We start from the raw sequence: 22665 nt of genomic DNA on the forward strand, positions 1-22665 counted from the left end.
CGCCTCACCAACGCGGACCGATAGCTCAGCTGGATAGAGTACTTGACTACGAATCAAGGGGTCGGGGGTTCGAATCCTCCTCGGTCCGCCACTTGGTAATTCTCCCTGATTTCGATGAGATATACTAGGTCGTTTGAACCTTTGTGTTTTATGGCCATAGTCGTGCTTCTGGGTTTTGTTGGATTTTGTCCGGTCATACTCGTATACTTCCATTGAGTGGTATATTTTGTGGTATTTTCATGTCTGCGCTCAGCGGGAAGCTGACAAAGAAGCTGGTAGAGAATCTGGGCCCGGGCCGGCATGGCGACGGTTCTGGCTTGTACCTTGTTGTTGATCCATCAGGCGCACGGCGTTGGATCGTACGCGTAACGGTCAAAGGACAGAAGAATCGCAAGGGCGCTCCGCTGAGAACGGACTTCGGTTTGGGCGGCGCCGACGTCGTCACATTGAACCAGGCCCGAGAAAGAGCGCTCGAATACAGGCGAATGGCGAAAGCTGGGGTGAACCCTCGTTTTAATGCCCAGCGTGAAATTCCTACTTTCGAAGAACTCAGCCGTCAGGTTCACATCGACCGGTTGCCGACGTGGAAGAATGCCAAACACGGTCAGCAGTGGCTCAACACTTTGCGCGACTATGCGTTCCCCAAGATCGGACGAATGCCTGTGGATAGCGTCGATCAGCCCGAAGTGCTGATGTGCCTATCGCCCATCTGGACTGAGAAACACGAAACCGCAAAGCGGCTGTCGCAGCGGATTAAGACGGTGCTCGACGTGGCAAAGTCCAAGGGCTTCCGCTCGGGCGAGAACCCGGTGACCGCGATCCGCGAAGGCAAGGTGCTGCCCACCGTCAAAGCCAAGGTCCAGCACCACGACGCAATGCCTTGGCAAGAGGTGCCCGCGTTCTATGCCGAGTTGCAGACCCGCTCGGCCATGGCCGCCAAAGCGCTGCAGTTCACCATTCTGACCGCCTGTCGGACTTCAGAGGTCCTAGATATGAAATGGCCCGAGGTCGATGTCGACGCACGTCTGTGGACCATACCAGCGGAGCGCATGAAGGGCGGGCAGGTCCATCGTGTCCCCCTCACCAACGAAATGCTGGCCATTCTGGAACCGCTGCGCGCGTTGGCCTCTGACTATGTGTTCGAGGGGCAAAAGCGGCATCAGCCCCTGTCAAACATGTCCATGCTGATGCTGCTGCGCCGGATGCGACAGGATGGCGTCACCGTACACGGATTCCGCAGTTCGTTTCGGGATTGGGCAGCGGAAGCTGCTAATGCACCGCGTGAATTGGCAGAGGCGGCTTTGGCCCATCAGGTTGGGTCAGACGTGGAGAGGGCCTATGCGCGTTCGGATTTGTTGGTAAAGCGACGGCGTCTATGCGACGCATGGTGCGGCTATGTATGCCCAATAAAGAAGGTGTAGATCGACTGTGTTTTGTCCTCCCGGCTATATCGACTGGAAAGAAATGCGGTCAAACGTTCGCAATCTGGCAGAACGACTGTATTTAGCTGATGCACTCGAGATGTTGGATGAAAATCCCCAGGTTGCCTTGGATGAGAATATCAACCCTAAGAAAAAATACTCTCTCTAAGTAACCATAAATGGGCGCGTAAAAAGCTAAGTCTCAGTAGTTCCAACTTCGAAATAGAACTGATTGCGTTCTGGATTATGAACCGATTAGACGAAGATTATGGTGCTGTTCTGTGTTCAAGTGCTGGGAACCTTCTAAAGGCAAACCACCCAATACTCTTTCACCCTGATCAGTTTTTCTATTTTTTCCTTGAATTTCTGTTGCGCGACATGACTGAACTATTGACGATCTTCAAAGAGTTTGATGCCAAAAGAATGTCTGGTCGCGACCTTTGGGACAGATATTGCTGCATCGACGGTGAAACAGGCGTAGTGAAGCAAAAGAACCAAACCAAACGGCTGTTTGCTAACTATTTTGGCCAGTCTCCAAGCGATGAGTGTGACGGTGGCGTTTTTGATCAATACGTAAAACCATTTATTGGTTGGTATGTAGTTTTTGATCCTGACGTATATCCGGATGGCTACTACGACACTTTTGAAGCGTTGAATCTGCTGAACAAACACTGGGTGAAACCAAAACAAGAAAATGAGCAGCAGCCCATAACCAAAAAACGAGGTCCCAAACCCTCGCCTGCCAAACGCGAATTTATTGCGCGCTACCCAGATGGACTACCGGACGAATTGAGTGCAGATGCGGTTGCCGCGGAGCTTACCGAAGACGGTTACCCGATAACGGGACGCTCGATACAAAACTACGACCGTGAACGAAAGGTTAGGAAATAATTCTTTCCTTCCAATTCTTTCTCCTTCGATGCCTGCCCAAAAGGCTAAACCAATCGCATAGTTCAGCCATCGCAACTGATCCAAGAGGATTTCAACGATGGCAAACGTCTTCAATGACGACCGGGTCTATTTCCCAGAAGACCCTGAAATGCGATTGCTGGGAAACCGCGAAAAGCTGGCTCAATGGCGCCATCGCATGTGTGGTCCGGCCTTTATCCGCATAGGTCGGCGGATCGCCTATCACGGCGCCGACTTGAACGCCTGGCTGGCCGCCCGGCGCACCGATCCCAACAACGAGGCTGCATAATGAAAAACCCCAACTCCAAGCGCGGAGATGGGGCTTTTCCAGTGACATCGACTGCCACCCTAGCAAGTACAGTTGATGCCACAGGATGCCCCGCGCCGACAAGACAAAACGAGCGGCGGTACTACTGGTCGCCCCTGAGCCACTCGGTCGAACGGGTGATCGTACGGAAAGGACGGATCGAGCATGGCTGATATGTCCTTTTCCAAATCGACCAATGCCAGTCACGCAAGAGGGGCCGAAACAGGCCCTCTTCCACAAATTGATCATCGGGAAACCGCCGAGAACTACAGCGGCGAGCTCTTTCGTCTCGGCATCTACCGGGTTGCCGTATGCCGAGATGGCGTCCAATGGCTGTTTCAGCGTCAGAGACCCCATTTTCCGGCCGGGGGAGCGGCCTGGGACACGCTCGGGTACTGTGTGTCCAAATCCGGGCTAACCCGGCTCGTCCGGGCGCATATCGGTTGCGACGTTCCGGAATTGGATGTCCTTCCCGAGCATTTCCCGCGGAGGTCTCGAGATGAGTAGGCGGCGGACTCCCAAGGGTAAACGGTCGGATGACGGTCAATACATCCCTCTGCCCTACGCAATGATCAAGTCCCCGGCGTGGCGGGCTCTGCCCGGTCCTGCAGTGAAGCTCTGGCTGGAGCTTCACACCCGCTTCAATGGCGGCAACAACGGCAAGGTGTTTCTGTCGATGAACGAGGCGGCAGAGATACTGGGTCTGGGCAAGGCCACCGTTCAACGCGCTTTCGAGGATCTGCAGGACAAAGGCTTCCTTGTGCTGGAGCAGGAAGGCAACTGGTATCACCGGCGAGCGCATGAATGGCGGTTGACGACTAAGGCGACGCAGACCCGGTTCGGCAAGAAAGCCGCCACAAACGACTGGCGCTTTTGGCAGCCCGAAAAAACAAAACGCGGTTTTGGGACGGACCCGTCACCATCCTCTGTGGTTCCGTTTGAGAACCCAAAGACCTCCCATGGTTCCAAATCAGAACCCGTCAGGCCGGTTTCTATCAGGTCCCTCGGTTCTGAAACGGAACACTAATACTTACCACTCCCAGCTATGCGAGGCGGACATGAGCAAGACACCGAAAGACGAAGGCAACGATCTGCAGACAAAGAACTCCGAGCTTACCGAAGCGGAGACCATTGCTGTTGCCGATTTGAGGGAACGGAAGAGATCACGCGTCCGGGCCCCGGACATCAAGTTGGATTTTGATGAGGGCACACGCCGGCTCACGGTTGGGCACAAAGGAAAAGATCCAACGACGGCTTGTGCTCTGGCAATGCATGAGCTTGGCACAACAGACTGCCGGTTCTTCGAAGGCGTCATGGATCAAATCGCGACTCTTGGGCAACAAGACAGCTCTGTCTCAGAGACGGCATCGAACTTTGTGATGTCGGTTGTCGCTGGGGTTAAGCCGCAAGACGAGATCGAAGCCATGCTTGCGATCCAGATGGGCGCGATCCATCAGGCCACGATGATGATGGCACGTCGCCTGAACCACGTAAAAACTCTCCCGCAGCAAGATTCTGCGGAACGAGCGCTCAACAAACTTGCGCGGACCTTCACCAGACAGGTTGAAACCCTGAAACGATATCGATCCAAGGCAGATCAAACCGTCCGCGTCGAACGCGTGGAAGTCAATGAAGGTGGGCAGGCAATCGTTGGTAACGTCCAAAACAGGGGGCGGGGTGAATGAAAAAAAACAACGACAACCTCATGAACCCCACCAAACGGCTCAATGATGCGCCCAGATGCACCGCTACGGCGAAATCCACTGGCAAGCGGTGCCGCGCACCCGCCGTTCAAGGCTGGAGTGTCTGTCGCATGCATGGGGCAAGAGGTGGGCACGTTGCTGGACCAAGCCATCCGTCTTGGAGACATGGACAAAGGTCCAGAGAAGCTGAGGAACTGCGCAAGACGATCACTGAATTGATCCGAACAGACAAGACGCTGCAGAAGCTGATCCATTGATTGGGCAGGGGCTGGTAACCGACACAAAGTAGTCATTCGACAGAACTAGTCGGATGTCTGCACCGAGCCCAAAGACGACATAGATACAGATTTTGAGAGTTGCGTTCTTCGCTCAGGGCGAAAACCTGACTTTCGCAGCAATCGCAAAAACTCGCGTTGACTTTGACTGGTTTTGGGTTCCGAGTGAAATTAGAAACAGCTTACGGGACTATGGGAAGCTCAAGCGTAATGCTCGCTCCTCTTTCGACTTGGTTGATTTCGATCGTTCCTCCGTGGCGCTCCGCCACTGCAGAGACGATGGACAAGCCCAATCCGCTGCCCCCGGAATACTCCAATTGAGAAAACCGATTGAATGCCGCTTCGCTTTGGCCTGGCGAAAGGCCAGCACCATCATCGGTCACAGTTAGGTTGACGTTTTTGCCGTTACACCGCAGCGCCACTGAAATTTGGCTCAACATTGCGCCACCGTGTTTGACTGCGTTGTCCAACAGGTTCTTTAGAGCCTCAATCAGAAAGATCCGGTCACCGATTACCGGGACCGCCGTCTCAGGTATCGTGACCTCGAACTCGATACCCTTTGCCAGGATTTGAACTCCCATCTCCGCGCAGGCCTCTTCCACGACCGAACGGAAGTCAATTTTATCCATTTGGTCTTGGTGCGTCGGCTGCCTGAGCCTTTCAAGTGATAACAGCTGTTCCGCCACCGTCGCCGAGTTTTTTGCAGCCGCCACAAGTTCTGAGATACGTTTTTCTCGGTCGTCATCCGTTTTCGCGTCCTGCAGTGCTTCGGCCATCGACTGCACGGCGGCTGCTGGATTCCGCAGTTGATGTGCAGCTTCGGATATGAACACTTGATGGGCGTTGATACTTTTTTCCACCTGTCTAAACAGCCGGTTCAAGGTTCTGACAACGCCTTGAACTTCGATGGGGACAGGGCGCTTGATCTCGCTGAGGTCATCCGGTGAACGCAGGTCAATTGCGTCCTGCAAGTCCAACAAGGGCCTAAGACCACGAGCGACGCCAAACCATACCACAATGGCGAGGGTGGCCAGCAGAATTCCCATGAGGATTCCCGCGCGGATTGACAGTTCAGTCGCGAATGCGTTGCGATCCGCCAAACGCTGCCAAACTGTAACTGTCGCATCTCCAACTAGATTTTCTATGGTCACCCGTTCCGTCATCTTGAGCACGCGGACTGGTTCCTGGCGGTAGAGCGCTTCGAAAAACTGCGGCTTGTACGCCTCCTGAGCAGACTGGTTGGTGGCCGCCGGAGGGTACGCATAACCTGTTACATAGAAGCCGCCGGGACCCGTTACGTGGTAAAAAATCTCTCCGCCTGACGCGTCGCGGATCATGCTGCGTGTCGTTGGCGACAGCGCGTCACCCCCGGAAATCGCAACATCACGCGATATTGCGAGGCCAGCTGACAATAGGCTGTCGTCGAACAATTCCTGAGCCGTATTTTGGGCAACCAAAAATCGCCAAAGACCAAGCAGAGCGGCAATTAGCACCAACGGGGTTACGATAAGAATGAAAAGTCTTAACCTTAGTGAGCCGTGATTGATCACTTCTGTACCTCAAGCAGGTATCCCAGGCCACGGGCCGACTTAATTCTGATACCCAAATCTTGAAGGCGTTTTCTCAGTCGAGATACATGAGGTTCAACAGCCGAGGACTCGACATCGGCACCCACTCCATAGACAAAATCTGTAAGTTGGCTCTTGGGAACGATTCTGCCTCTGCGCTCTAAAAGGCATTCAAGCACTGCGATCTCCCGCCGCGGAATATCTATAACACTGCCCTGCACACTTACCTGACGTGCGACACGGTCGTATTCCAGGCCACCGATGCTCTCTTTTGCTCCGTAGTCGAGTTCCTTGCGTCGGGAAAGGGCCCGTATGCGCGCTTCCAACTCGTCCATTTCGAATGGCTTTACCAAGTAATCATCTGCGCCCATGTCCAGACCCGAGACCCGGTCACTGGTTTCAGCACGTGCCGTAAGCAAGATCACCGGTACTCCGTCACCACGATTGCGCAGAGATCGCAGGATTTCCAGTCCTGACTGTCCGGGTAAATTAATATCCAGAACAAGCAAGTCGGCGCCCTCTTGCGCAAGATAAACGTCAGCCTCGTCTCCATCCGTAAGCACTTCCGCCGCATGACCGCGATCCCGCAGACGATAAGCAATAGCGTTGGCGAGGGTCTCGTTGTCTTCGACGATGACGATCCGCATCGGGTCTCCTGCAAGTTTCGCGCAAGGTTGGCGCTCCATGATTGCCAGATGGGAGGGGGAATCAACCCCACAGTTCTATTTGCGATCACGGTGGCGCAGAGGGCGCTAGCGTGGTTGTCTGGTCAACAGGGAGGAACCAATGACCATTTCCAACTTCACCCGCCGCGCCGTCGTGGGGCTGATCGCCGCCGCAGGTATTGCCGCACCTGCTGCTGCCGAAGTAGATTTTTCGGGCAAGACTGTTGAATGGGTTATCCCGTTCTCAGAAACGGGCGGGTCGGCCAAGTGGGCCAACTTCTTTGCGCCGCTTCTATCCGAAGCACTGCCGGGTCAACCGACTGTCGTTGTAAAATTTATGCCGGGTGCCGGTTCGACCAAAGGCGCAAACTGGTTCCAAGAGCAGAGCCATAAGGATGGAACGCTGCTTTTTGGCACCTCCGGTTCGACTCAATTCCCGTATCTGCTCAGTGATCCGCGCGTGCGCTACGAATACAACGACTGGATCCCGGTTATGGCATCGGGCACCGGTGGCGTTGCCTACCTGAACGCCGAGGATGGAGCCAAGTTTGATGGCTCTGCCAATGCGCTGAAAGATACCAACTTCATCTACGGCTCGCAGGGCGCGACCCGTCTTGACCTCGTGCCGCTGTTGGCTTGGCAAATGCTGGGAATGAATGTGGAGCCTGTCTTTGGTATCAAAGGCCGTGGCGATGGTCGCCTGATGTTCGAGCGCGGCGAAGCCAACATCGATTATCAGACCTCGTCTGGCTACCTGGGTGGATCGGCCGCGCTGGTCGAATCTGGTCAGGCTGTGCCGATGATGACCTGGGGGGCGCTGGATGCGGATGGAAATATTGTCCGTGACCCTACCTTCCCGGATATCCCGACTTTCAAAGAAGTATGCGAAGCCACCGATGGTTGTGAGACCAGCGGTGAGGCATGGGATGCGTGGAAAGCGTTCTTTGTAGCCGGGTTCCCGGTTCAGAAGCTGGCCTTCCTGCCGGGTGATACACCTCAGGAAGTGGTCGACGCATACACCGCGGCGTTTCAGGCTGTAACCGAGCGCGGCGACTTTGCCGAAATCTCGTCAAAGCGCGTGGGCAAGTATCCGGTGTTTGTAGGTGACGGCTCTAAGGCGGCACTGCAAACCGCGACAAACGTCGACGACAACGCCAAAGCCTATGTCCTGAACTGGCTCAAGGAAGCCTATGGTGTCGAGCTGAACTAAGCCCATACAACATTGCGCGTGCCCCTATGTCGGGCGCGCGCTTTTCCAAACACAAGAAAAATTATGAAAGGCGGCCGCTATGGAGGTTTTCGCCACCGCTCTTCCTGCGCTCAGTGATGCGTGGGGTCTGATCCTGCAACCTATTGTTCTGGGGTACCTTGTTCTCGGTGTCGTTATGGGACTGGCCGTAGGTGTTTTCCCAGGTCTTGGTGGTATTGCTGGTCTGTCTTTGTTGCTGCCTTTCATGTTCGGCATGGACCCTATTCTTGGGTTGGCGCTGATGATCGGGATGGTTGCCGTTGTTCCGACCTCTGACACCTTCGCATCGGTTCTTATGGGCATCCCCGGCAGCTCTGCCTCACAGGCGACGGTGCTGGACGGCTTCCCGATGGCAAAAAAGGGCGAGGCCGCGCGTGCATTGTCAGCGGCCTTTGCGTCATCGCTGTTTGGCGGATTGGTCGGCGCAACTTTTCTGACCATTTTCATCTTGGTCGCACGACCCATCGTTCTGGCATTCGGTCTGCCCGAGATGCTGATGATCACCATTCTTGGCTTGTCGATGGTCGCTATCCTCGCCGGACGTATCCCGCTGAAGGGTGTCGCCGCCGCAGGGTTGGGCCTGATGGTTGGTACGATTGGCGAAGCGGACGCAGGCGGTTCGCTGCGTATGGCGACGTATGACATTCCTTATCTGACCGACGGTCTGAAGCTGGTCATCGTTGGCTTGGGTATCTTTGCGGTGCCCGAAATCGTCTCGCTGCTGCGTCAAGATCGATCCATTGCCAAGGGTGCCTCACTAGGCGCGGGTTGGCTGGATGGCGTCAAAGACTGGGCTGCGAACATCTGGTTGTCGGTCCGCTGTTCGATCATTGGTGTGGTTGTTGGAGTCATTCCCGGCCTCGGAGGCTCGGTTGTCGACTGGATCGCCTATGGCCATTCGGTTCAATCGACCAAAGACAAAAGCAACTTCGGCAAGGGCGAAGTGCGGGGTGTCATCGGGCCGGAAAGCTCGAACAACGCCAAAGAGGGCGGGGGGCTGGTCCCAACGCTGCTATTCGGCATCCCCGGCTCGGGTTCGATGGCGATCTTTATCGGTGCCGTCGCACTGTTGGGATCCGGCGATATCGAGGTTGGTCCGAGCATGCTCAAGGATAATCTCGACATCACTTATTCGATTGTCTGGTTGCTGGCTCTCGCCAACGTGGTTGGCACCATCTTATGCATCGCGGCCTCGGGTGGGATAGCCAAGCTGACGACAATCCGCTTTACCTATCTGGCACCGTTTCTGTTCATGCTGATCAGCTTTGCGGCATTCCAGTCCGGTCAGAACTTCGAAGATCTGCTGGCCTTGTTCGTCATCGGCCTGATCGGTATTTTCCTGCGCCGCTTCGACTGGTCGCGCCCGGCCTTTCTGATTGGGTTCGTTCTGTCGAACCCGGTTGAGAAATTCACCAACCAGGCATTCCAGATTGCCTCTTTCCGCTTCCGCAAAAGCTTTGGCGAAGGCATGGAGTACGTCTTCAGCCCGATCGTTATCGTACTGATCGTGGTCACCGTGGTTTCGGTAATTTTGGGCATTCGTCAAGCCAAGATGATCATGGCCGAGGGTGAGGTAAAATCCGGCAGCAAGCGCGCGCCGCTGATCTTCCTGCTGGTGATCATGGCCTATCTGATCGTGGCGTTGATCAATGCCAACACGATCCCTGACTACAACATGACCGACAAGATCATCCCGCTGGTGATCGGCAGCGTGTCACTGTTCTGCTGCGTCATTCTGTTGATCCAGATGATGCGGCGACCCGAAGGGGATGCGATCTTTGCGGACAAGGAACTCGCCGGTGAGGATGCGAACGCGCCGCATGGACTTTGGTCGACCATCGCCTGGTTTGCAGGTCTGATCGCGGCGACCTGGGTTGTGGGGTTCATCCTCGCCCTGATCGGGTTTTTAATCGCTTTCTTCCGCATTCGCGCGGGGTCCAGCTGGCAGATGACGCTGCTCCTGACGGCCTGCGGCATCGGTTTCATGTGCTTCATGGCGGGCGCTCTGAACCGGGATTTCCCGCCGGGCCTGCTGCAAGACGTGGTGAACCTGCCATGGCCGTTCAAGTAGGCGCTCAGCGTCTGCCCGGCCTGCCTATCTGGCAACCGGGCAGCACTGAAATCAGAAATTTCAACGGTTTGTAAAGGAGGGTTCGCAATGACCCAGACAGCAATCCCATATGTTTTCATGCGCGGCGGCACTTCCCGAGGGCCTTATTTTCGACTCTCTGATCTTCCTGAAGATATGGACAAGCTGGCTGATGTGCTGGTTGCTGCTCTCGGGGCTGGACAAGCGCTCAATATCGACGGGATCGGTGGCGGTAACGCGGTGACGACCAAAGTGGCGATGCTGTCTGCCAGCGAGGACGGCTGGGCTGATATCGACTATTTCTTCGCGCAGGTTTCTGTTGATGAGAAGCTGGTCGACTTCAAACCCACCTGCGGAAACATCCTCTCAGGAGTTGGTCCAGCAGCGATCGAAATGGGATTGTTTCAGCCCAACGGCGATGAGACTGAAATCCGCATTCGCGCCGTCAATACAGGCGCCCGTGTCGTTGCCAAAGTGCAGACCCCAGGCGGTGAGTTGGTCTATGAGGGCGATGCGGAAATCGCCGGGGTTCCCGGCCATTCTGCACCGGTGCACCTGAGTTTCATGGGCGTTGTGGGCTCGGCAACAGGTGCATTTCTGCCCACAGGAAATTTGCGCGATACAGTGCAGGGGATTGAGGTGACGTGCATGGATGTCGCCATGCCGATGGCGATAGCGCGGGCGGCCGATTTCGGACTGACGGGATATGAAAGCGCCGAAGAGCTGGACGCCAACCGGGCTTTTTTTGATCGGATGGAGGCCGTGCGGATCGAAGCCGGGCAACTGATGGGTATGGGGGACGTATCGAAATCGGTAACTCCCAAATTCGGGCTGATGGCACCCGCCAGAGAGGGTGGAACCCTTGCGGTTCGGTATTTCATGCCATGGAAAACCCACCCGACAATGGCCGTTACGGGTGCGCAATGCATGGCATCTTGCGCTTTGACGCCTGGAACCGTCGCAGACGGGTTGCTTGATCGCCCGGATTCAAGCCCCGCTGAAGTTGTGTTGGAGCACGCCTCGGGCAAGATCGACGTTCTGGTGGATTTCTCATACGACGGGCAATTCAACGTGAATGCCGCCGGTCTGGTGAGGACTGCGCGCAAATTGGCGGATGGGCATGTTTATGTACCGGAATCTGTGTGGAACGGCAGTTGAAAAAGCGACCCCGAAAAAGTATACTATGGTATACATTATGGGGGTGTCACAATGGATGACTATTCTGAATGCCTTGAAATCGCTCGCCAGGAACTCCGGCTGGCGCAGTCGGCTCTGCGGAGGGACATAGCGGACTACCCCACCCCGATCGCCGGGTGTGATGAACAATTCAACCATTTGCTGGATCAACGCGAACGGGTTCGCGATGCGCTAAATGCACTCGACACACGCCATTTTGTACCGACGCCGAGAAAACCGAGCACCGAGCAGGGCAAAGAAAGCCGATGAAAGTACACATTCTGGATGACTGGTTCGATACACTGCAGGGCCTGCCCTGTTTTGAGAAGCTATCTCGCCATGATGTGAAGGTCTGGACAGATCATGTCGAGGATACCAGCGAACTGGCTGAACGCTTGCAGGCGGCGGAGGCGCTGGTGTTGTTTCGCGAACGCACCAAGATCACCCGCGATTTAGTTGAAAAACTCCCAAACCTGAAATTGATCAGTCAGCGCAGCGTGTATCCGCATGTTGATGTGCAGGCATGCTCGGATAACGGAGTGCTGCTGTGTTCGAACATGCATGGCGGGACGCCTTCATATGCAGCAGCCGAACTGACATGGGCGCTGATCATGGCCGGGATGCGCGATTTGCCTGCGCAGATGACCTCGGTCAAAGCTGGTCGTTGGCAGGCAGGAGTTGGCAAGACCCTGAGGGGGCGGCAGCTGGGACTGTATGGATATGGTCGCATCGCCCGCGCTGTTGCTGGCTACGCCGAGGCATTTGGGATGAATGTGGTCTGGTGGTCCTCGGACGAAGGCCGGGCGCGCGCGAAAGCAGATGGCGTTCAGGTCGCTGCAAGTCGCGAAGCCTTCTTTGCCAACAGCGATGTTGTCTCGGTGCATGTTCGCCTGAAGCCAAGTACACATGGCATCATCACAGAGTCGGATTTCTCGCAGATGCAACCGAGGGCATTGTTTGTGAACACCTCCCGGGCCGGGCTGATCGCTCCGGGTGCTTTGTTGGACGCGTTAAACGCCGTTCGCCCGGGTAAGGCCGCAATTGATGTCTTCGATACTGAGCCGCTCACCGACCCGAATGACCCGTTACTCTCACATCCTAACCTGATCGCGACGCCGCATATCGGCTTTGTGACCGAGGACGAATTCGACCTGCAATTCGCAGACATTTTTGATCAGGTGAACGCCTATGCTGAAGGCGCTCCCATTCACATGATCAACCCCGAGGTTTGGACCAGCGCAGGATAAGATTTGCCGCTATCGGCGCACCGATGATCACCAGCACGATCCTTGTCAGATGGTGCGTGATCACAAAGCCCAGATCCGCACCCGAGACAATGGCGAGAACCGTCATCTCGGCCTGGCCACCGGGGGCAAAGGCCAAGAACGCCTCGACCGGCTGGCCCAAGCCCAACGTGGTGACAACGGCGGTGAAAGCGGCTGCGAGGATCGCAAGAACGATGACATAGGCGAAGCCCGCTGCGACCACCCGGCGGATTTCGACCCAAGTGACGCCCACGAATTTCACGCCGATCCCGCAACCGATGAAGAACTGCGCTGCAAGGATGGCCTCACGCGGTGGCCGGGTATGAATGAAGTCCCCCAGTGACAGGGCTGCTGTCAGGATCATCGGGCCGAGGATGGACGCCCCGAACAGGCCGATCCGCTCACCACCTTTCCAGCCTATAAGGGCCGCCAGCACCATCAACGCCAATTCATGTATTGGGAGGTCACGCACAGGCTCACCGATTGGGTTGGTGAGTTGGGCATCGTAGAACACTGTCAGAAACAGCGGGGCCAGCGTCACGATGATCAGCACGCGCGTACCGTGGATCAGGGATAGCGTTCGCGGGTTGGCGCCTGCTTCGGCTCCAAAGATGATCATGTCCTGCAATCCGCCAGGCATGGCGGCGTAAAACGCGGTTGTGGAGTCAAATCCCCAGACTTTGCGGAAAAAGGGTACTCCGACCAGTGCGATCAGCAGGATGAAAAACGGGATTAGCGCGATAGACGCGGCCATCTTCGGCAGCTCTGCAAAAAGGGCAGGGGTAATCGAAGCCCCAACTGCAACGCCGAGTATGGTGCGCGCCGCAACCGAGACCTGACCAAAACCTTCCATAGGGGCATGCGCCAGGGCGGCGATCAGACACGCGCTCATTGGGCCGAACAGAAAGGGCAGCGGCAGGTTCATTGCCCAAAATACTCCGGTTCCCAGTAATGCAAGGACCAGTGTTACGGCCCGCTTTGTCAGGAGAGAAGGTGTTTTGTTTTGGGTGGGCAAGGCGCGGCTTCCGACAATATTGACTCGCTATGTATCCAAATGTATACAACTGGACGCAAGAAGACAAGAGAGCGTTCGATGACCATTCAAGACGACCCCATACAGCCTGGTCCCCAAGGCAATTCAGCGTATCAACGCCTGCTGGACGAGATTCGGGATGGCACACTTCTGCCTGGCGAACGCCTGCGGGAGATTGAGCTGTCGGAAAGACTTGGCGTCAGCCGCACCCCTGTGCGCGAGGCTATCCGTCAGTTGGAGGCCGACGGGCTAGTCACTCATGTGCCACGGCAGGGCGCAACCGTTCGCAGCCTCGACTACGCCGAAGTAATGGAGCTCTATGAAATGCGCGCGGTACTCGAGGGGACTGCGGCCCGTTTAGCTGCGCGTGCTGCATCAGATGTCGAGTTGGATGAGCTGAGCGTTTTGAATGATCGTTTGGCCGAGGCTGGTACCGGTTCGGAAGCGGCTCGGATCAACCGGATTTTCCACGCCACACTTTTGGACGCAGCAAAGAACAGGTTTCTCGCCAAGTCTATGTTGTCTTTGCAAAAAGCTCTGTTGATCCTTGGGCCATCTCAATTGCTGGACGGTGATCGAGCCGAGACAGCAGTGGCAGAACATAAGCGCGTCATGGCTGCCTTAACGGCCCGCGATGGCGCAGCGGCTGAAACAGAAATGCGGGCGCATATTCAGGCCGCACAACGGATGCGTATTCGGGCGTTGCAGGAACGCGATCGGACAACCGACGAAAATCGATAGGTAGACAGGATATGGCCACCCAAAAGGAAGCTTATGATATCGCTGTGATCGGCGGCGGGAATGCTGCCCTCTGCGCGGCGATGACTGCTGCCGAGGCAGGCGCCCGTGTTTTGATCCTCGAGACGGCACCAAAACCCTATCGTGGTGGAAACTCCCGCCATACACGCAATTTTCGTTGTATGCATGGCGCTCCTCTGGGCCCTCTGATCGAAGAATACAGTGAAGATGAGTATCTTGAAGATCTGCTCAAAGTCACTGGCGGCAAAACCGACGAACATCTTGCCCGCCTCGCGATCCGAACATCCGAGGAATGCCTGCCGTGGATGGAAGAACATGGGGTGCGGTTCCAACCCTCTCTATCCGGGACACTGTCGCTGGCGCGGACCAACGCCTTTTTTATGGGGGGCGGGAAGTCTCTGGTAAACGCCTATTACCGAACTGCTGCTGGTTTGGGTGTCGATGTTCTGTACGAAGCTGCTGTATCGCATCTGGAGCTGAATGGTGATCGGATCGAGTGGGTCGATTACACCTATGAGGGCCAGTCTCATCGCATCACGCCCAAGGCGGTCATAGTTGCCGCGGGTGGGTTTCAGGCCGACACGGATTGGCTGACCCGCGCATGGGGTGAACCTGCTAAGAATTTCTTGATCCGCGGCACACCCTATAACCGGGGCGTGGTTCTGTCCGATCTGCTGGATCAGGGTGTGAACAGCGTCGGGGATCCGACCCAGTGCCACGCCGTCGCCATTGACGGGCGCGCGCCTAAATTTGACGGCGGCATCGTCACCCGCCTGGACTGCGTGCCGTTTTCAATTGTCGTGAACAAGAATGCCGAGCGGTTTTATGACGAGGGCGAAGACGTATGGCCCAAGCGCTATGCGATCTGGGGGCGTCTTGTCGCGGCCCAGTCGGATCAAGTTGGTTATGTGATCATCGATGCGAAGTCGCTGAACCTGTTTATGCCCTCGGTCTTTCCTCCGTTGAAGGCAGACACCTTGGAAGAACTGGCTGGAATGATGGATCTGCCTGCCGACAAGCTAAAGGCCACCGTTGCTGAATTCAACGAAGCATGCGGCGATACCAGTGGATTTCATCCGACCGAGTTGGACGGGGTCAGGACCTCGGGTCTGGCGCCGCCCAAGACGAACTGGGCGCGTCCGATCACGGAGCCGCCCTTTTATGGCTACTCGCTGCGCACCGGCGTGACCTTCACCTACCTGGGTCTGAAAGTCGACGAGACAGCACAGTGCTCAACCCCTGACGGCAAGATCAAGAACCTTTGGGCTGCTGGCGAGACGATGGCCGGATCGATCCTTGGGCAAGGGTATCTCGCAGGCTTCGGCATGACCATAGGAACCGTTTTTGGACGCATCGCAGGACGTGAGGCCGCCGCTTATGCAAACTGAGCTTATTCAAGAAGCCCGGCGTCAGGCCGAGATTTGCAACGCCTGCCGGTATTGCGAGGGCTACTGCTCAGTCTTTCCATCCCTGCATGCGGAACGCGCGTTTTCCGACGGCGACATAACGCAACTCGCCAACCTCTGCCACAACTGCAGAGGCTGCTACTATGCCTGTCAGTACACAGCTCCGCACGAGTTTGACCTGAACCTGCCAAAAGCTCTGGCCGAAGTCCGGCGGGACAGCTGGGAAAGCTTCGCCTGGCCGCAGCCTCTGGCGCGCCGGTTTCACACTTACGGCGGGGCTATTGCCTTGGCTCTGGTGATTGGACTTGCCCTGTTGTTCTGGGCAATTCGCACCATTGGATCAAGCGGAGGAGAGGGGTTCTATGCTGTCCTGTCCCACAATGCGATGGTCGCAATCTTTGCGCCGGCCTTCTTGTTGCCACTCTTCAGCGTGGCTATCAGTCTAAGGCGCTATTGGGCGGAAGTCGGTGGCAAACCCCTCCAATTGTCCGATTTGATGTCTGCCTTCAAACGCGCTGGCAAGATGCAGGATCTGGCTGCCGGGCATGGTGAGGGATGTAACTTTGAAGATGAAGATCGGTTCAGCCAGGGGCGCCGTCACATTCACCACGCTATCATGTACGGTTTCTTATTGTGTTTCGCGTCAACCTCGGTGGCGACTGTTATGCATTACGGGTTCGGGTTGCACGCGCCCTACGGGTTCTGGTCCTTGCCTAAACTCTTCGGGGTTACCGGAGGCATTCTGCTGACTGTGGGATGCGGAGCTATGGTTCTGCTCAAGCAAAAATCTGATCGAGAGCTTGGCGATCCGTCTGCTTGGGGTGGAGACATCGGTTTCATCCTGCTGCTCGGTTTCGTCGGCCTGAGCGGGCTGGTCCTTTACGCCCTTGGTTCAACGTCTGTGATGCCTGCGCTGCTTGCCATCCACCTTGGATCGGTTCTGACCTTCTTCCTGCTAATGCCCTACACCAAGATGGCTCATGGCTTCTATCGGCTCGCGGCTTTGATCAGAGACGCGCAACGGCAGAGAGAATTGTCAGTTGGCTGCTAGCAAACATCCAACGCCAAGGGAGTAAAAAGTCGCAATTCAAGCGTATTTTGATGCCCTTGCAGGCTTCGTTCCAGCGCCCCGGGTAGCGGTCAACGTCTGGAATGGGTTTGTTTACAGTGATTGACAACATCGACACGAAAGGCCGCTTTGTCCGCAAAGCAGACATTTCGCTCAGTTGGTTTAAAATCCGCTTCGAGCCCAGATTACCCATTGGCACGTTCCGCAGAAATTGTCGCGATGGGCGGCAAGCCGACTTTCGCTGCGTTTTGCTCAGAGGTCTCCTTTGCGGACGAAGCCGCCGTTGCCCTTCCGGGTGTTTGCCGGCGCAGCATCTGCTCGCAGGCGCGGCAAGTTCTTCGCTGCGTTGCAGCCGATGTCGCCAGACCGGTCATTCAATGACACGTCGATGCCCAAATCTCAAACCGCCCTTTCGCTGCAGTCAGGTCGGACAAACGAGACGCGGATAGAGTGGATGGCGTCTACTCCCAAACACCGCGTTTGCGGCAACGGGTGTCGGTCGCAATCTGGCGTTCGGCGCTTCGCGTTTCGTCTAAATCCACCGGTTCTTCCGTCTTCTCTTTGTCCTCCGATTCATCAGCGTTCGGCCGCAGCCGTCAGGCCGGGAGGGAGAGGAGACGTGCTCTCGACCGGCTCTCCGGCCTCCATTCCTCTCAGGAACCTGAAAAGTTCGCTGTCCGTTGTCAGGACCAGCGTCGTTCCGCCTGAAATCATGTCCTTGTAGGCCTGCATTGTCCGGGTAAACGCATAGAATTCGGCTGCTTGGGCGTTGATGTTGTAGGCTTCCGCGTAGATCGCAGCCGCCGAGGCGTCAGCCACGCCGCGGATTTCCTCGACGGCGCGATACGCTTCGGATTGTATCTTGTTCAGATCGCGAACCCGGTTGCCGCGAATTCGCGCGGCTTCGCCATTGCCTTCGGAAAGAAAACGTTCAGCGATCTGGCGACGCTCGGAGATCATGCGGTCATAGATCTTCGGACGCACACTCTCATTGTAATTGATCCGCTTGAAACGGATATCGAGAAGCTCGATCCCAAATACACGAACCTTCTCTGAGGCGGCTGCGAAAATCTCCTGTTCCACAAGAGCGCGGCCTTTCTGGATAGGAACCAGAGAACCTATGTCCTGCGCACGCTCCTCATCGGTTAGAAGCGTGTCCCGCAGCGGGATCCGGCCTTTCGTAGTCCGGATAATCTCTATCAACTCGTGTTTGGCGACGGCATTGCGGGTTTCGCTGCCGAGAATATCGTCTAGTCGGGATTGCGCGCTGCGCTCATCGCGCAGCCGCAGGAAATATTGCAATGGGTCGGTGATTTTCCAGCGGGCGAAAAGATCGACGGAGATGTAGAGCTTGTCCTTGGTGGGCATGTCGGACGGATTGCCATCCCACTCAAGAACCCGGCGGTCGATCCGGTTGACTTCCTGAACGATGGGCAGCTTCAGCTTTAAACCGGCCGTTATAACTGGTTCTCCCACGGGTTTGCCGAATTGGGTGATAATAGCCTGTTCGACTTCGCCAACTGTGTAGAGGGAACCGGAGGCAATCACGCCAACTGCAGCCGCAATCCCTGCAATGAGACCCAGTCTGATGTTCATGACGGATCCTCCTGAAGCCTGTCGAGGTTCAAAAGCGGCAGGATGCTCGCAGTCGATCCTTCGACAATGATTTTTGACAGGATTGTGGGCAGAACATCCTGCAGTGTCTCTATGTATATCCGCCGCCTCGTGACCTCTGGTGCCTTGACGTATTCGGCCAAAAGCGCGGTGAACCGCGCGGCGTCGCCTTCCGCCTCGTTGATCCGTTTCAGGCGATAGCCGTCGGCCTCGCGGATCCGCTGATCTTTCTCGCCCTCGGCCAGCGGAATGACTTTGTTATATTCGCGGCGCGCCTCATTGATCAGGCGTTCCTTTTCCTGCTGGGCCTGGTTGACCTCATTAAACGACGCCTGAACGGGTCCCGGCGGGTTGATGTTTTTCAGCTGCACCTGGTCAATGCTGATGCCCATGGCGTATTTCGTGGACAGAGCCTGCATCTTAAAAAGTGCCTCGCTCTCGATCTCTTGCCGGCCGATGGTGATGACCTCGTCAACCGTGCGGTCTCCAACGACCTCGCGCATCACGGACTCAGAGACGTAGCGCAAAGTCGCGCTTGGCTCGCGTACCTCGAACAGGAACTTCAGGGGGTCCGAGATCCGATACTGCACCACCCATTCCACAAGCGCGGCGTTCAGATCTCCCGTAACCATTTCGGTTTCACGTCGGCCGTCTGACGGGCTTTGGAAGGGATCACTCCTGCCCGGCGTGGTGAATCCGAATTCCTGCTTCAGCTGCCGTTTTACGGGCACCAGTGTGGCAACGTCGATGCCAAACGGGAATTTGAAATGCAGGCCAGGCGGAACCTCAGCAGTGTATTTGCCGAAACGCTGGACAACGGCGACCGAGTCGCTCGGGACTGTGTAATAAGAAGACCAGGCTGCAACCGCCGCCAAGACTATCGCTCCTGCAACCAGTACCCCTCTCACTGGCGGCCGCCCTTCAGGGAGTAATCCGCTCAGGCGGTCGCGGCCTTGACGAAGAAGATCGTCAATCTCGGGAGGATTGCTCTTCTGTTTGCTTTGCCATGGCCCACGGTCTTCCGGGCCGCCGTTCTGTTCGGGCATATCGTTTTCTCCCTTGCTCGTGCGAACCGGCACCCGGCGCAGACTCTGGCGGTCCGCGGGGTGGATCCACGTGTCTTATTCCCTCTGTGTCGGCATTCCTTCGTTCTCCGCAGCCTGTATTTGTGAGTTTTCTTGTGGCGATGTACCTGCTGTATCCGCATCCCGTGCCTCTTTGTCCGCCTGAGATGCGCGCCCGCCCGCGTAGAGATGCCGAAGCTGCATCTCGGAAACACCGTCGGCCTCCATCACCAGCCGAACCATCGGGTCTGCCAGCATTTCTTCGAGGAAAATTTCGGCCAGATCTTTTCCGGTCAGCTTGTCCTTTGCCAGGGCATCATCGAGGTCGGCCAGTGAAACCGCCAAGGTTCTCGTCAGGCCGGGGTGGGATGCCCGAGAATGCAGTCTCACCGCTACAGATGCTTTCCAGGCTTCCGGGTGCAGATGGTCGGGCGGTGAACACAGTTCCGTTTCAATATCGTACTCTCCTGCCGGAAGCGTCTCTTCGAAGCCAGGCACACTGAAAGGCCGGGCGAAAACCGCAATGGACTTTCTGACTAGCTCGTTCATAGGAGAAGTCCTCTCATCAAAGCGACAAGCGCGCCAAAGCTGCGGCTGCCAGAGCAATGCCCTTGTCGTGGTAGTCTCCGTGGAACACGCCATCCACCTTGACCTCCCAAATCCCATTCCTCTCTCTGACACAGACACGATCAGCTTGCGCAGTGGGATAATAGGGGTGTGCCGAAGTTTGTCTCTTTTCCGGTTGGTGCAATGGCTTAACGAGTACGCTGGAGCTCACTGTCTTTGGCAATTGCGTTTCTCCAAGGGCCATCACGGCGCGAATAAACTCCTCCGCGTAGTCATCCGCGTTCCGGTGGTCATGCTCGTGCCGCACCATGGCCATCGGCTCAACAAAACGCTTCTTCAGGTGCTCAAGAAAACGCGGTTCCGTGTGCGACATGTAAGCAATGAGCGACTGGAGAACCCGTTCATGGGCTAGAACGCGCCGTTCAAGATCGGTTGTTTCAGTCAGTTGTGGTGACATGGCGCTGCTCATCCTTCAGTGATCGTGTTTTCCGGACGCTCCGGTGACTTGTCTACGTCAAGGGCTGCAAGGCAGGCTTGCGCGATGTCCCGGTTCGGGGTCTCTGTGCCTGGTACCGTCGCCCAGCCAGCCGCCATGAGGGCCTCTCGCTGCCGGAAGGTAGAGGCTGCCCGGATCGCCGCCATCTTGGCAGCCCGTTCCGGATCGGATCGGGCCATGTCCAGACAGACTGGCACCAATGCGGTGGCAACATGTTCACGGGCCATAGCCACGGACCTGTCGTTCGAGGTTCGGCCGGTTACCCAGCCGCCCCAAGAAAATCCAGCTACACTGACAAGTACCGCGCCGATGACGGCGCCGTAGAGGCCGGGTTTAAGCCATTCGGGAGTGTTCATCGTAGTTCCTCCAGCGGCAAAGCGCCGCCTCGCTATCTTCAGATGTCATATTGAATGCCGCGGCCAAGAGCCTTTTCCAGGTCGGTCCAGGAAATTGGCCGCATTTCTGTTCGGCCCAGCGAACGCCCTTTGCCGTTTATGGTCAGGAAAATCGCTGTTCTGCGGTAAGCCGGGAAACTCAGCGTCTCGATAAGTTCTTCCTCAACCAATACTTCGTATTCACCGGCAGGCAGCTCGTCCGAATATCCGGATAGGGTAAACGGGCGCGGGAAGGTCACGGTGGATCTGATTGAACGCAGCGCCATCTCCGGTCTCCGCGATGTATACGTGCCTTCCGCACTGCCTTGGCTGCAGCATACCGATTGCACAGTGGCAACCGAACTTTACGGTCATCATACTTATATCCCAGAACCGGGCGGTACGCGCTGACCCATGTTAGCGCCGCCGGGACCCGGGCCGCGCTGGCGAACCCTGGAGCTGCCCTGATGTTTGACTTCAGAGGTTTGGACACCGGCTGATCTGCATCAGCGCGTACTCCAGGCGACGCGGGTATGATCGAAACAATCCGAAACATTTTGATCTTGCCAGAGGAGGCCCCGATCAGTCGGCACGTTCGCTCCCAAGGTCCGAAAGCACTGAAAAGGAGGAAGTGGTGATGCCCGCAGGTGGCATTCTTTACCCGCACAGCCCTGAGTTCGATCGGTTTTTGCAAGCCTTCGTTGGTGAGGACCGGAAAGGCAATGCTGTTACGGTACTTTCGGCCCTTGCAAGGCTAGAACTCGAACCTTGGGAAGAGGCAGCCGCGCTTGCCGCTTTGGAGGAAGAGGCCGCTGGTTCGCGACTGGAGATGCTGTTGTCGCAATTCCGTGACGTGCCCGAACTCAAACAGGATTACAGATCGGTCGCGCGAGAACTGACCCGTCTTCTTCCCAAACGCCGCAAGCGTTTAAGGGCTGTTTCTGGTGGTGTGGAAAACCGGCCGGCAAATTTGTCTGGATTGATTTGGGTGGTACTGACGATCTTCTTTCTGATTGTGCAATTAATGCTCGCTGGCACTCCGGGAACGGGCCAATGACCTTGGGCAAAGCACAGGACGGCGATCGCAGGCAGGGCGGTCTACCCGGTCATGACAATGCGATCCTCTGGGATCTGGAGGCGCGGCACTGGACCAGCGGCGCGGACAGCGCTCGCACGGTGACTGCAAAAAATGCAGTGATGATACTTCCCTATCCGCCAGGCATCCTTCAGGGCGGACAGATTCTGGAGCATATGAAGAAAAACACGGGCTGGCGAACCGTGGAAATGAAAGACCGCAGCCAAATCCGGCAAGGAGCCATTGCCGTGCTCGCCTATCGCGTATTCGCTGAAAAGTCGGGTTCACCAATCTATGAGGCGCTCTGCGCGTCCACATATCTTCTGGACAACGGTCGGTGGCTGCGGCTGTCACATCAGCAAACCCCCACCACCTGACTCCAGCAGGATGAATCTTCACCTTGGGGCGAAACCTCTAACGAACTTATTGACATGTGAACCGGCCCCTGGGGTCTGGATTCAGAACCAGAACTTGACCACTACAGCCGATGCCCAAGCGGACAGTACAACTTTCGAGTGTCCCAGGCTAACCTGCGTCAGTGCAGCGGAGCGGAGAAGATGAGTACATATATTTGTGCCTGC

The 22665-nt window shown here is 56.4% G+C and carries 24 protein-coding genes and 1 tRNA gene; 16 read left to right on the forward strand and 9 right to left on the reverse strand.

Translation table 11 applies throughout. The features are described from left to right. Positions 1 to 14 precede the first annotated feature (14 nt). From AC2FNL_RS07285 to AC2FNL_RS07310, 6 genes are all read left to right on the forward strand, one after another. A tRNA-Arg gene (locus AC2FNL_RS07285) sits at positions 15 to 91 on the forward strand. A 148-nt stretch (positions 92 to 239) separates the two neighbouring features. Then, a complete protein-coding gene (locus AC2FNL_RS07290; protein ID WP_496832974.1) occupies positions 240 to 1421 on the forward strand; it encodes a tyrosine-type recombinase/integrase in 1182 nt (393 codons plus the stop codon). Positions 1422 to 1799: 378 nt separating this feature from the next. Continuing rightward, positions 1800 to 2312, forward strand: coding sequence for a hypothetical protein (locus tag AC2FNL_RS07295; RefSeq protein ID WP_496832975.1), 513 nt, complete (start codon positions 1800 to 1802; stop codon positions 2310 to 2312). Positions 2313 to 2409: 97 nt separating this feature from the next. After that, complete coding sequence (locus tag AC2FNL_RS07300) at positions 2410 to 2619, forward strand: MerR family transcriptional regulator (RefSeq protein ID WP_170368045.1); 210 nt, start codon at positions 2410 to 2412, stop codon at positions 2617 to 2619. Positions 2620 to 3205: 586 nt separating this feature from the next. Continuing rightward, entirely contained in the window at positions 3206 to 3664 is a 459-nt protein-coding gene (locus AC2FNL_RS07305; RefSeq protein WP_496832976.1) for a helix-turn-helix domain-containing protein, read from the forward strand. Between the two features lie 31 nt (positions 3665 to 3695). Next, positions 3696 to 4322: a hypothetical protein gene (locus AC2FNL_RS07310; protein WP_496832977.1), complete on the forward strand. Its 627-nt coding sequence runs from the start codon at positions 3696 to 3698 to the stop codon at positions 4320 to 4322. A 475-nt stretch (positions 4323 to 4797) separates the two neighbouring features. On the opposite strand, the gene AC2FNL_RS07315 is transcribed toward AC2FNL_RS07310, so the two are convergent. Both AC2FNL_RS07315 and AC2FNL_RS07320 read right to left on the reverse strand, forming a co-directional pair. After that, positions 4798 to 6165 carry a sensor histidine kinase gene (locus tag AC2FNL_RS07315; RefSeq protein ID WP_496832978.1) on the reverse strand — a complete coding sequence of 456 codons (1368 nt, stop codon included), beginning with the start codon at positions 6163 to 6165 and terminating at the stop codon, positions 4798 to 4800. Beyond that, positions 6162 to 6830, reverse strand: a complete 669-nt coding sequence (locus AC2FNL_RS07320) for a response regulator transcription factor (RefSeq protein ID WP_496832979.1) — start codon at positions 6828 to 6830, stop codon at positions 6162 to 6164. The genes AC2FNL_RS07315 and AC2FNL_RS07320 overlap by 4 nt, the downstream gene beginning before the upstream one ends. Before the next feature lie 139 nt (positions 6831 to 6969). Between AC2FNL_RS07320 and AC2FNL_RS07325 the strand changes: the two genes are divergently transcribed. The 5 genes from AC2FNL_RS07325 to AC2FNL_RS07345 all read left to right on the forward strand — a co-directional run bounded on the left by AC2FNL_RS07325 (position 6970) and on the right by AC2FNL_RS07345 (position 12609). Continuing rightward, a complete protein-coding gene (locus AC2FNL_RS07325; protein ID WP_170436660.1) occupies positions 6970 to 8058 on the forward strand; it encodes a type 2 periplasmic-binding domain-containing protein in 1089 nt (362 codons plus the stop codon). Positions 8059 to 8137: 79 nt separating this feature from the next. Beyond that, positions 8138 to 10168: a tripartite tricarboxylate transporter permease gene (locus AC2FNL_RS07330; protein WP_496832980.1), complete on the forward strand. Its 2031-nt coding sequence runs from the start codon at positions 8138 to 8140 to the stop codon at positions 10166 to 10168. Positions 10169 to 10255: 87 nt separating this feature from the next. After that, positions 10256 to 11344 carry a 4-oxalomesaconate tautomerase gene (locus AC2FNL_RS07335; RefSeq protein ID WP_496832981.1) on the forward strand — a complete coding sequence of 363 codons (1089 nt, stop codon included), beginning with the start codon at positions 10256 to 10258 and terminating at the stop codon, positions 11342 to 11344. Between the two features lie 51 nt (positions 11345 to 11395). After that, the gene (locus AC2FNL_RS07340; RefSeq protein ID WP_496832982.1) at positions 11396 to 11632 is read left to right on the forward strand and encodes a hypothetical protein; all 237 of its coding nucleotides are present in this window, start codon (positions 11396 to 11398) and stop codon (positions 11630 to 11632) included. Further along, positions 11629 to 12609 (forward strand): D-2-hydroxyacid dehydrogenase family protein, encoded by a 981-nt coding sequence (locus AC2FNL_RS07345; protein ID WP_496832983.1) that lies wholly within the window; start codon positions 11629 to 11631, stop codon positions 12607 to 12609. Before AC2FNL_RS07340 ends, AC2FNL_RS07345 begins: the two co-directional genes overlap by 4 nt. On the opposite strand, the gene AC2FNL_RS07350 is transcribed toward AC2FNL_RS07345, so the two are convergent. Next, entirely contained in the window at positions 12578 to 13552 is a 975-nt protein-coding gene (locus tag AC2FNL_RS07350) for an AbrB family transcriptional regulator (protein ID WP_496832984.1), read from the reverse strand. The two genes, AC2FNL_RS07345 and AC2FNL_RS07350, sit on opposite strands and share 32 nt — an antisense overlap. A 168-nt stretch (positions 13553 to 13720) precedes the next feature. Between AC2FNL_RS07350 and AC2FNL_RS07355 the strand changes: the two genes are divergently transcribed. Genes AC2FNL_RS07355 through tcuB form a run of 3 tightly spaced genes read left to right on the forward strand, consistent with a single transcriptional unit; the run spans position 13721 to position 16876 of the window. Beyond that, a complete protein-coding gene (locus AC2FNL_RS07355) occupies positions 13721 to 14401 on the forward strand; it encodes a GntR family transcriptional regulator (protein ID WP_496832985.1) in 681 nt (226 codons plus the stop codon). A gap of 11 nt (positions 14402 to 14412) precedes the next feature. Continuing rightward, the gene (gene tcuA / locus AC2FNL_RS07360; protein WP_496832986.1) at positions 14413 to 15807 is read left to right on the forward strand and encodes an FAD-dependent tricarballylate dehydrogenase TcuA; all 1395 of its coding nucleotides are present in this window, start codon (positions 14413 to 14415) and stop codon (positions 15805 to 15807) included. Further along, complete coding sequence (gene tcuB, locus AC2FNL_RS07365; protein WP_496832987.1) at positions 15764 to 16876, forward strand: tricarballylate utilization 4Fe-4S protein TcuB; 1113 nt, start codon at positions 15764 to 15766, stop codon at positions 16874 to 16876. The genes tcuA and tcuB overlap by 44 nt, the downstream gene beginning before the upstream one ends. A gap of 594 nt (positions 16877 to 17470) precedes the next feature. Here the strand turns inward: tcuB and hflC are convergent. The 6 genes from hflC to AC2FNL_RS07395 form a co-directional block, all read right to left on the reverse strand. After that, positions 17471 to 18490, reverse strand: coding sequence for a protease modulator HflC (hflC, locus tag AC2FNL_RS07370; protein WP_496832988.1), 1020 nt, complete (start codon positions 18488 to 18490; stop codon positions 17471 to 17473). Continuing rightward, positions 18487 to 19554, reverse strand: coding sequence for an FtsH protease activity modulator HflK (gene hflK, locus AC2FNL_RS07375; RefSeq protein WP_496809053.1), 1068 nt, complete (start codon positions 19552 to 19554; stop codon positions 18487 to 18489). The genes hflC and hflK overlap by 4 nt, the downstream gene beginning before the upstream one ends. Before the next feature lie 75 nt (positions 19555 to 19629). Further along, a complete protein-coding gene (locus AC2FNL_RS07380) occupies positions 19630 to 20121 on the reverse strand; it encodes a hypothetical protein (RefSeq protein ID WP_496832989.1) in 492 nt (163 codons plus the stop codon). Positions 20122 to 20137: 16 nt separating this feature from the next. Then, the gene (locus AC2FNL_RS07385; protein ID WP_496809055.1) at positions 20138 to 20596 is read right to left on the reverse strand and encodes a hypothetical protein; all 459 of its coding nucleotides are present in this window, start codon (positions 20594 to 20596) and stop codon (positions 20138 to 20140) included. Positions 20597 to 20604: 8 nt separating this feature from the next. Further along, entirely contained in the window at positions 20605 to 20991 is a 387-nt protein-coding gene (locus AC2FNL_RS07390) for a hypothetical protein (protein WP_496809056.1), read from the reverse strand. A gap of 38 nt (positions 20992 to 21029) precedes the next feature. Then, positions 21030 to 21296 carry a hypothetical protein gene (locus AC2FNL_RS07395; protein WP_496809057.1) on the reverse strand — a complete coding sequence of 89 codons (267 nt, stop codon included), beginning with the start codon at positions 21294 to 21296 and terminating at the stop codon, positions 21030 to 21032. Between the two features lie 350 nt (positions 21297 to 21646). On the opposite strand from AC2FNL_RS07395, the gene AC2FNL_RS07400 reads away from it, so the two are divergent. Both AC2FNL_RS07400 and AC2FNL_RS07405 read left to right on the forward strand, forming a co-directional pair. Next, positions 21647 to 22066 carry a hypothetical protein gene (locus AC2FNL_RS07400; RefSeq protein WP_496832990.1) on the forward strand — a complete coding sequence of 140 codons (420 nt, stop codon included), beginning with the start codon at positions 21647 to 21649 and terminating at the stop codon, positions 22064 to 22066. Then, positions 22063 to 22461 (forward strand): hypothetical protein, encoded by a 399-nt coding sequence (locus tag AC2FNL_RS07405; protein ID WP_496832991.1) that lies wholly within the window; start codon positions 22063 to 22065, stop codon positions 22459 to 22461. The genes AC2FNL_RS07400 and AC2FNL_RS07405 overlap by 4 nt, the downstream gene beginning before the upstream one ends. Positions 22462 to 22665 lie beyond the last annotated feature (204 nt).

This window comes from Ruegeria sp. CRTD044 (assembly GCF_059613485.1).

Excerpts from the sequence above, each read along its gene's own strand:
- AC2FNL_RS07300 (WP_170368045.1), top strand. The coding sequence starts at position 2,410 with ATGGCAAACGTCTTCAATGACGACCGGGTCTATTTCCCAGAAGACCCT.
- AC2FNL_RS07290 (WP_496832974.1), top strand. The coding sequence starts at position 240 with ATGTCTGCGCTCAGCGGGAAGCTGACAAAGAAGCTGGTAGAGAATCTG.
- AC2FNL_RS07400 (WP_496832990.1), top strand. The coding sequence starts at position 21,647 with ATGCCCGCAGGTGGCATTCTTTACCCGCACAGCCCTGAGTTCGATCGG.
- AC2FNL_RS07305 (WP_496832976.1), top strand. The coding sequence starts at position 3,206 with ATGATCAAGTCCCCGGCGTGGCGGGCTCTGCCCGGTCCTGCAGTGAAG.
- AC2FNL_RS07310 (WP_496832977.1), top strand. The coding sequence starts at position 3,696 with ATGAGCAAGACACCGAAAGACGAAGGCAACGATCTGCAGACAAAGAAC.
- AC2FNL_RS07320 (WP_496832979.1), bottom strand. The coding sequence starts at position 6,830 with ATGCGGATCGTCATCGTCGAAGACAACGAGACCCTCGCCAACGCTATT.
- AC2FNL_RS07395 (WP_496809057.1), bottom strand. The coding sequence starts at position 21,296 with ATGGCGCTGCGTTCAATCAGATCCACCGTGACCTTCCCGCGCCCGTTT.
- AC2FNL_RS07355 (WP_496832985.1), top strand. The coding sequence starts at position 13,721 with ATGACCATTCAAGACGACCCCATACAGCCTGGTCCCCAAGGCAATTCA.
- AC2FNL_RS07380 (WP_496832989.1), bottom strand. The coding sequence starts at position 20,121 with ATGAACGAGCTAGTCAGAAAGTCCATTGCGGTTTTCGCCCGGCCTTTC.
- hflC (WP_496832988.1), bottom strand. The coding sequence starts at position 18,490 with ATGAACATCAGACTGGGTCTCATTGCAGGGATTGCGGCTGCAGTTGGC.
- AC2FNL_RS07325 (WP_170436660.1), top strand. The coding sequence starts at position 6,970 with ATGACCATTTCCAACTTCACCCGCCGCGCCGTCGTGGGGCTGATCGCC.
- AC2FNL_RS07390 (WP_496809056.1), bottom strand. The coding sequence starts at position 20,991 with ATGAACACTCCCGAATGGCTTAAACCCGGCCTCTACGGCGCCGTCATC.
- AC2FNL_RS07295 (WP_496832975.1), top strand. The coding sequence starts at position 1,800 with ATGACTGAACTATTGACGATCTTCAAAGAGTTTGATGCCAAAAGAATG.
- AC2FNL_RS07345 (WP_496832983.1), top strand. The coding sequence starts at position 11,629 with ATGAAAGTACACATTCTGGATGACTGGTTCGATACACTGCAGGGCCTG.
- AC2FNL_RS07385 (WP_496809055.1), bottom strand. The coding sequence starts at position 20,596 with ATGTCACCACAACTGACTGAAACAACCGATCTTGAACGGCGCGTTCTA.
- AC2FNL_RS07340 (WP_496832982.1), top strand. The coding sequence starts at position 11,396 with ATGGATGACTATTCTGAATGCCTTGAAATCGCTCGCCAGGAACTCCGG.
- AC2FNL_RS07330 (WP_496832980.1), top strand. The coding sequence starts at position 8,138 with ATGGAGGTTTTCGCCACCGCTCTTCCTGCGCTCAGTGATGCGTGGGGT.
- AC2FNL_RS07335 (WP_496832981.1), top strand. The coding sequence starts at position 10,256 with ATGACCCAGACAGCAATCCCATATGTTTTCATGCGCGGCGGCACTTCC.
- tcuA (WP_496832986.1), top strand. The coding sequence starts at position 14,413 with ATGGCCACCCAAAAGGAAGCTTATGATATCGCTGTGATCGGCGGCGGG.
- AC2FNL_RS07405 (WP_496832991.1), top strand. The coding sequence starts at position 22,063 with ATGACCTTGGGCAAAGCACAGGACGGCGATCGCAGGCAGGGCGGTCTA.
- hflK (WP_496809053.1), bottom strand. The coding sequence starts at position 19,554 with ATGCCCGAACAGAACGGCGGCCCGGAAGACCGTGGGCCATGGCAAAGC.
- AC2FNL_RS07350 (WP_496832984.1), bottom strand. The coding sequence starts at position 13,552 with ATGAACCTGCCGCTGCCCTTTCTGTTCGGCCCAATGAGCGCGTGTCTG.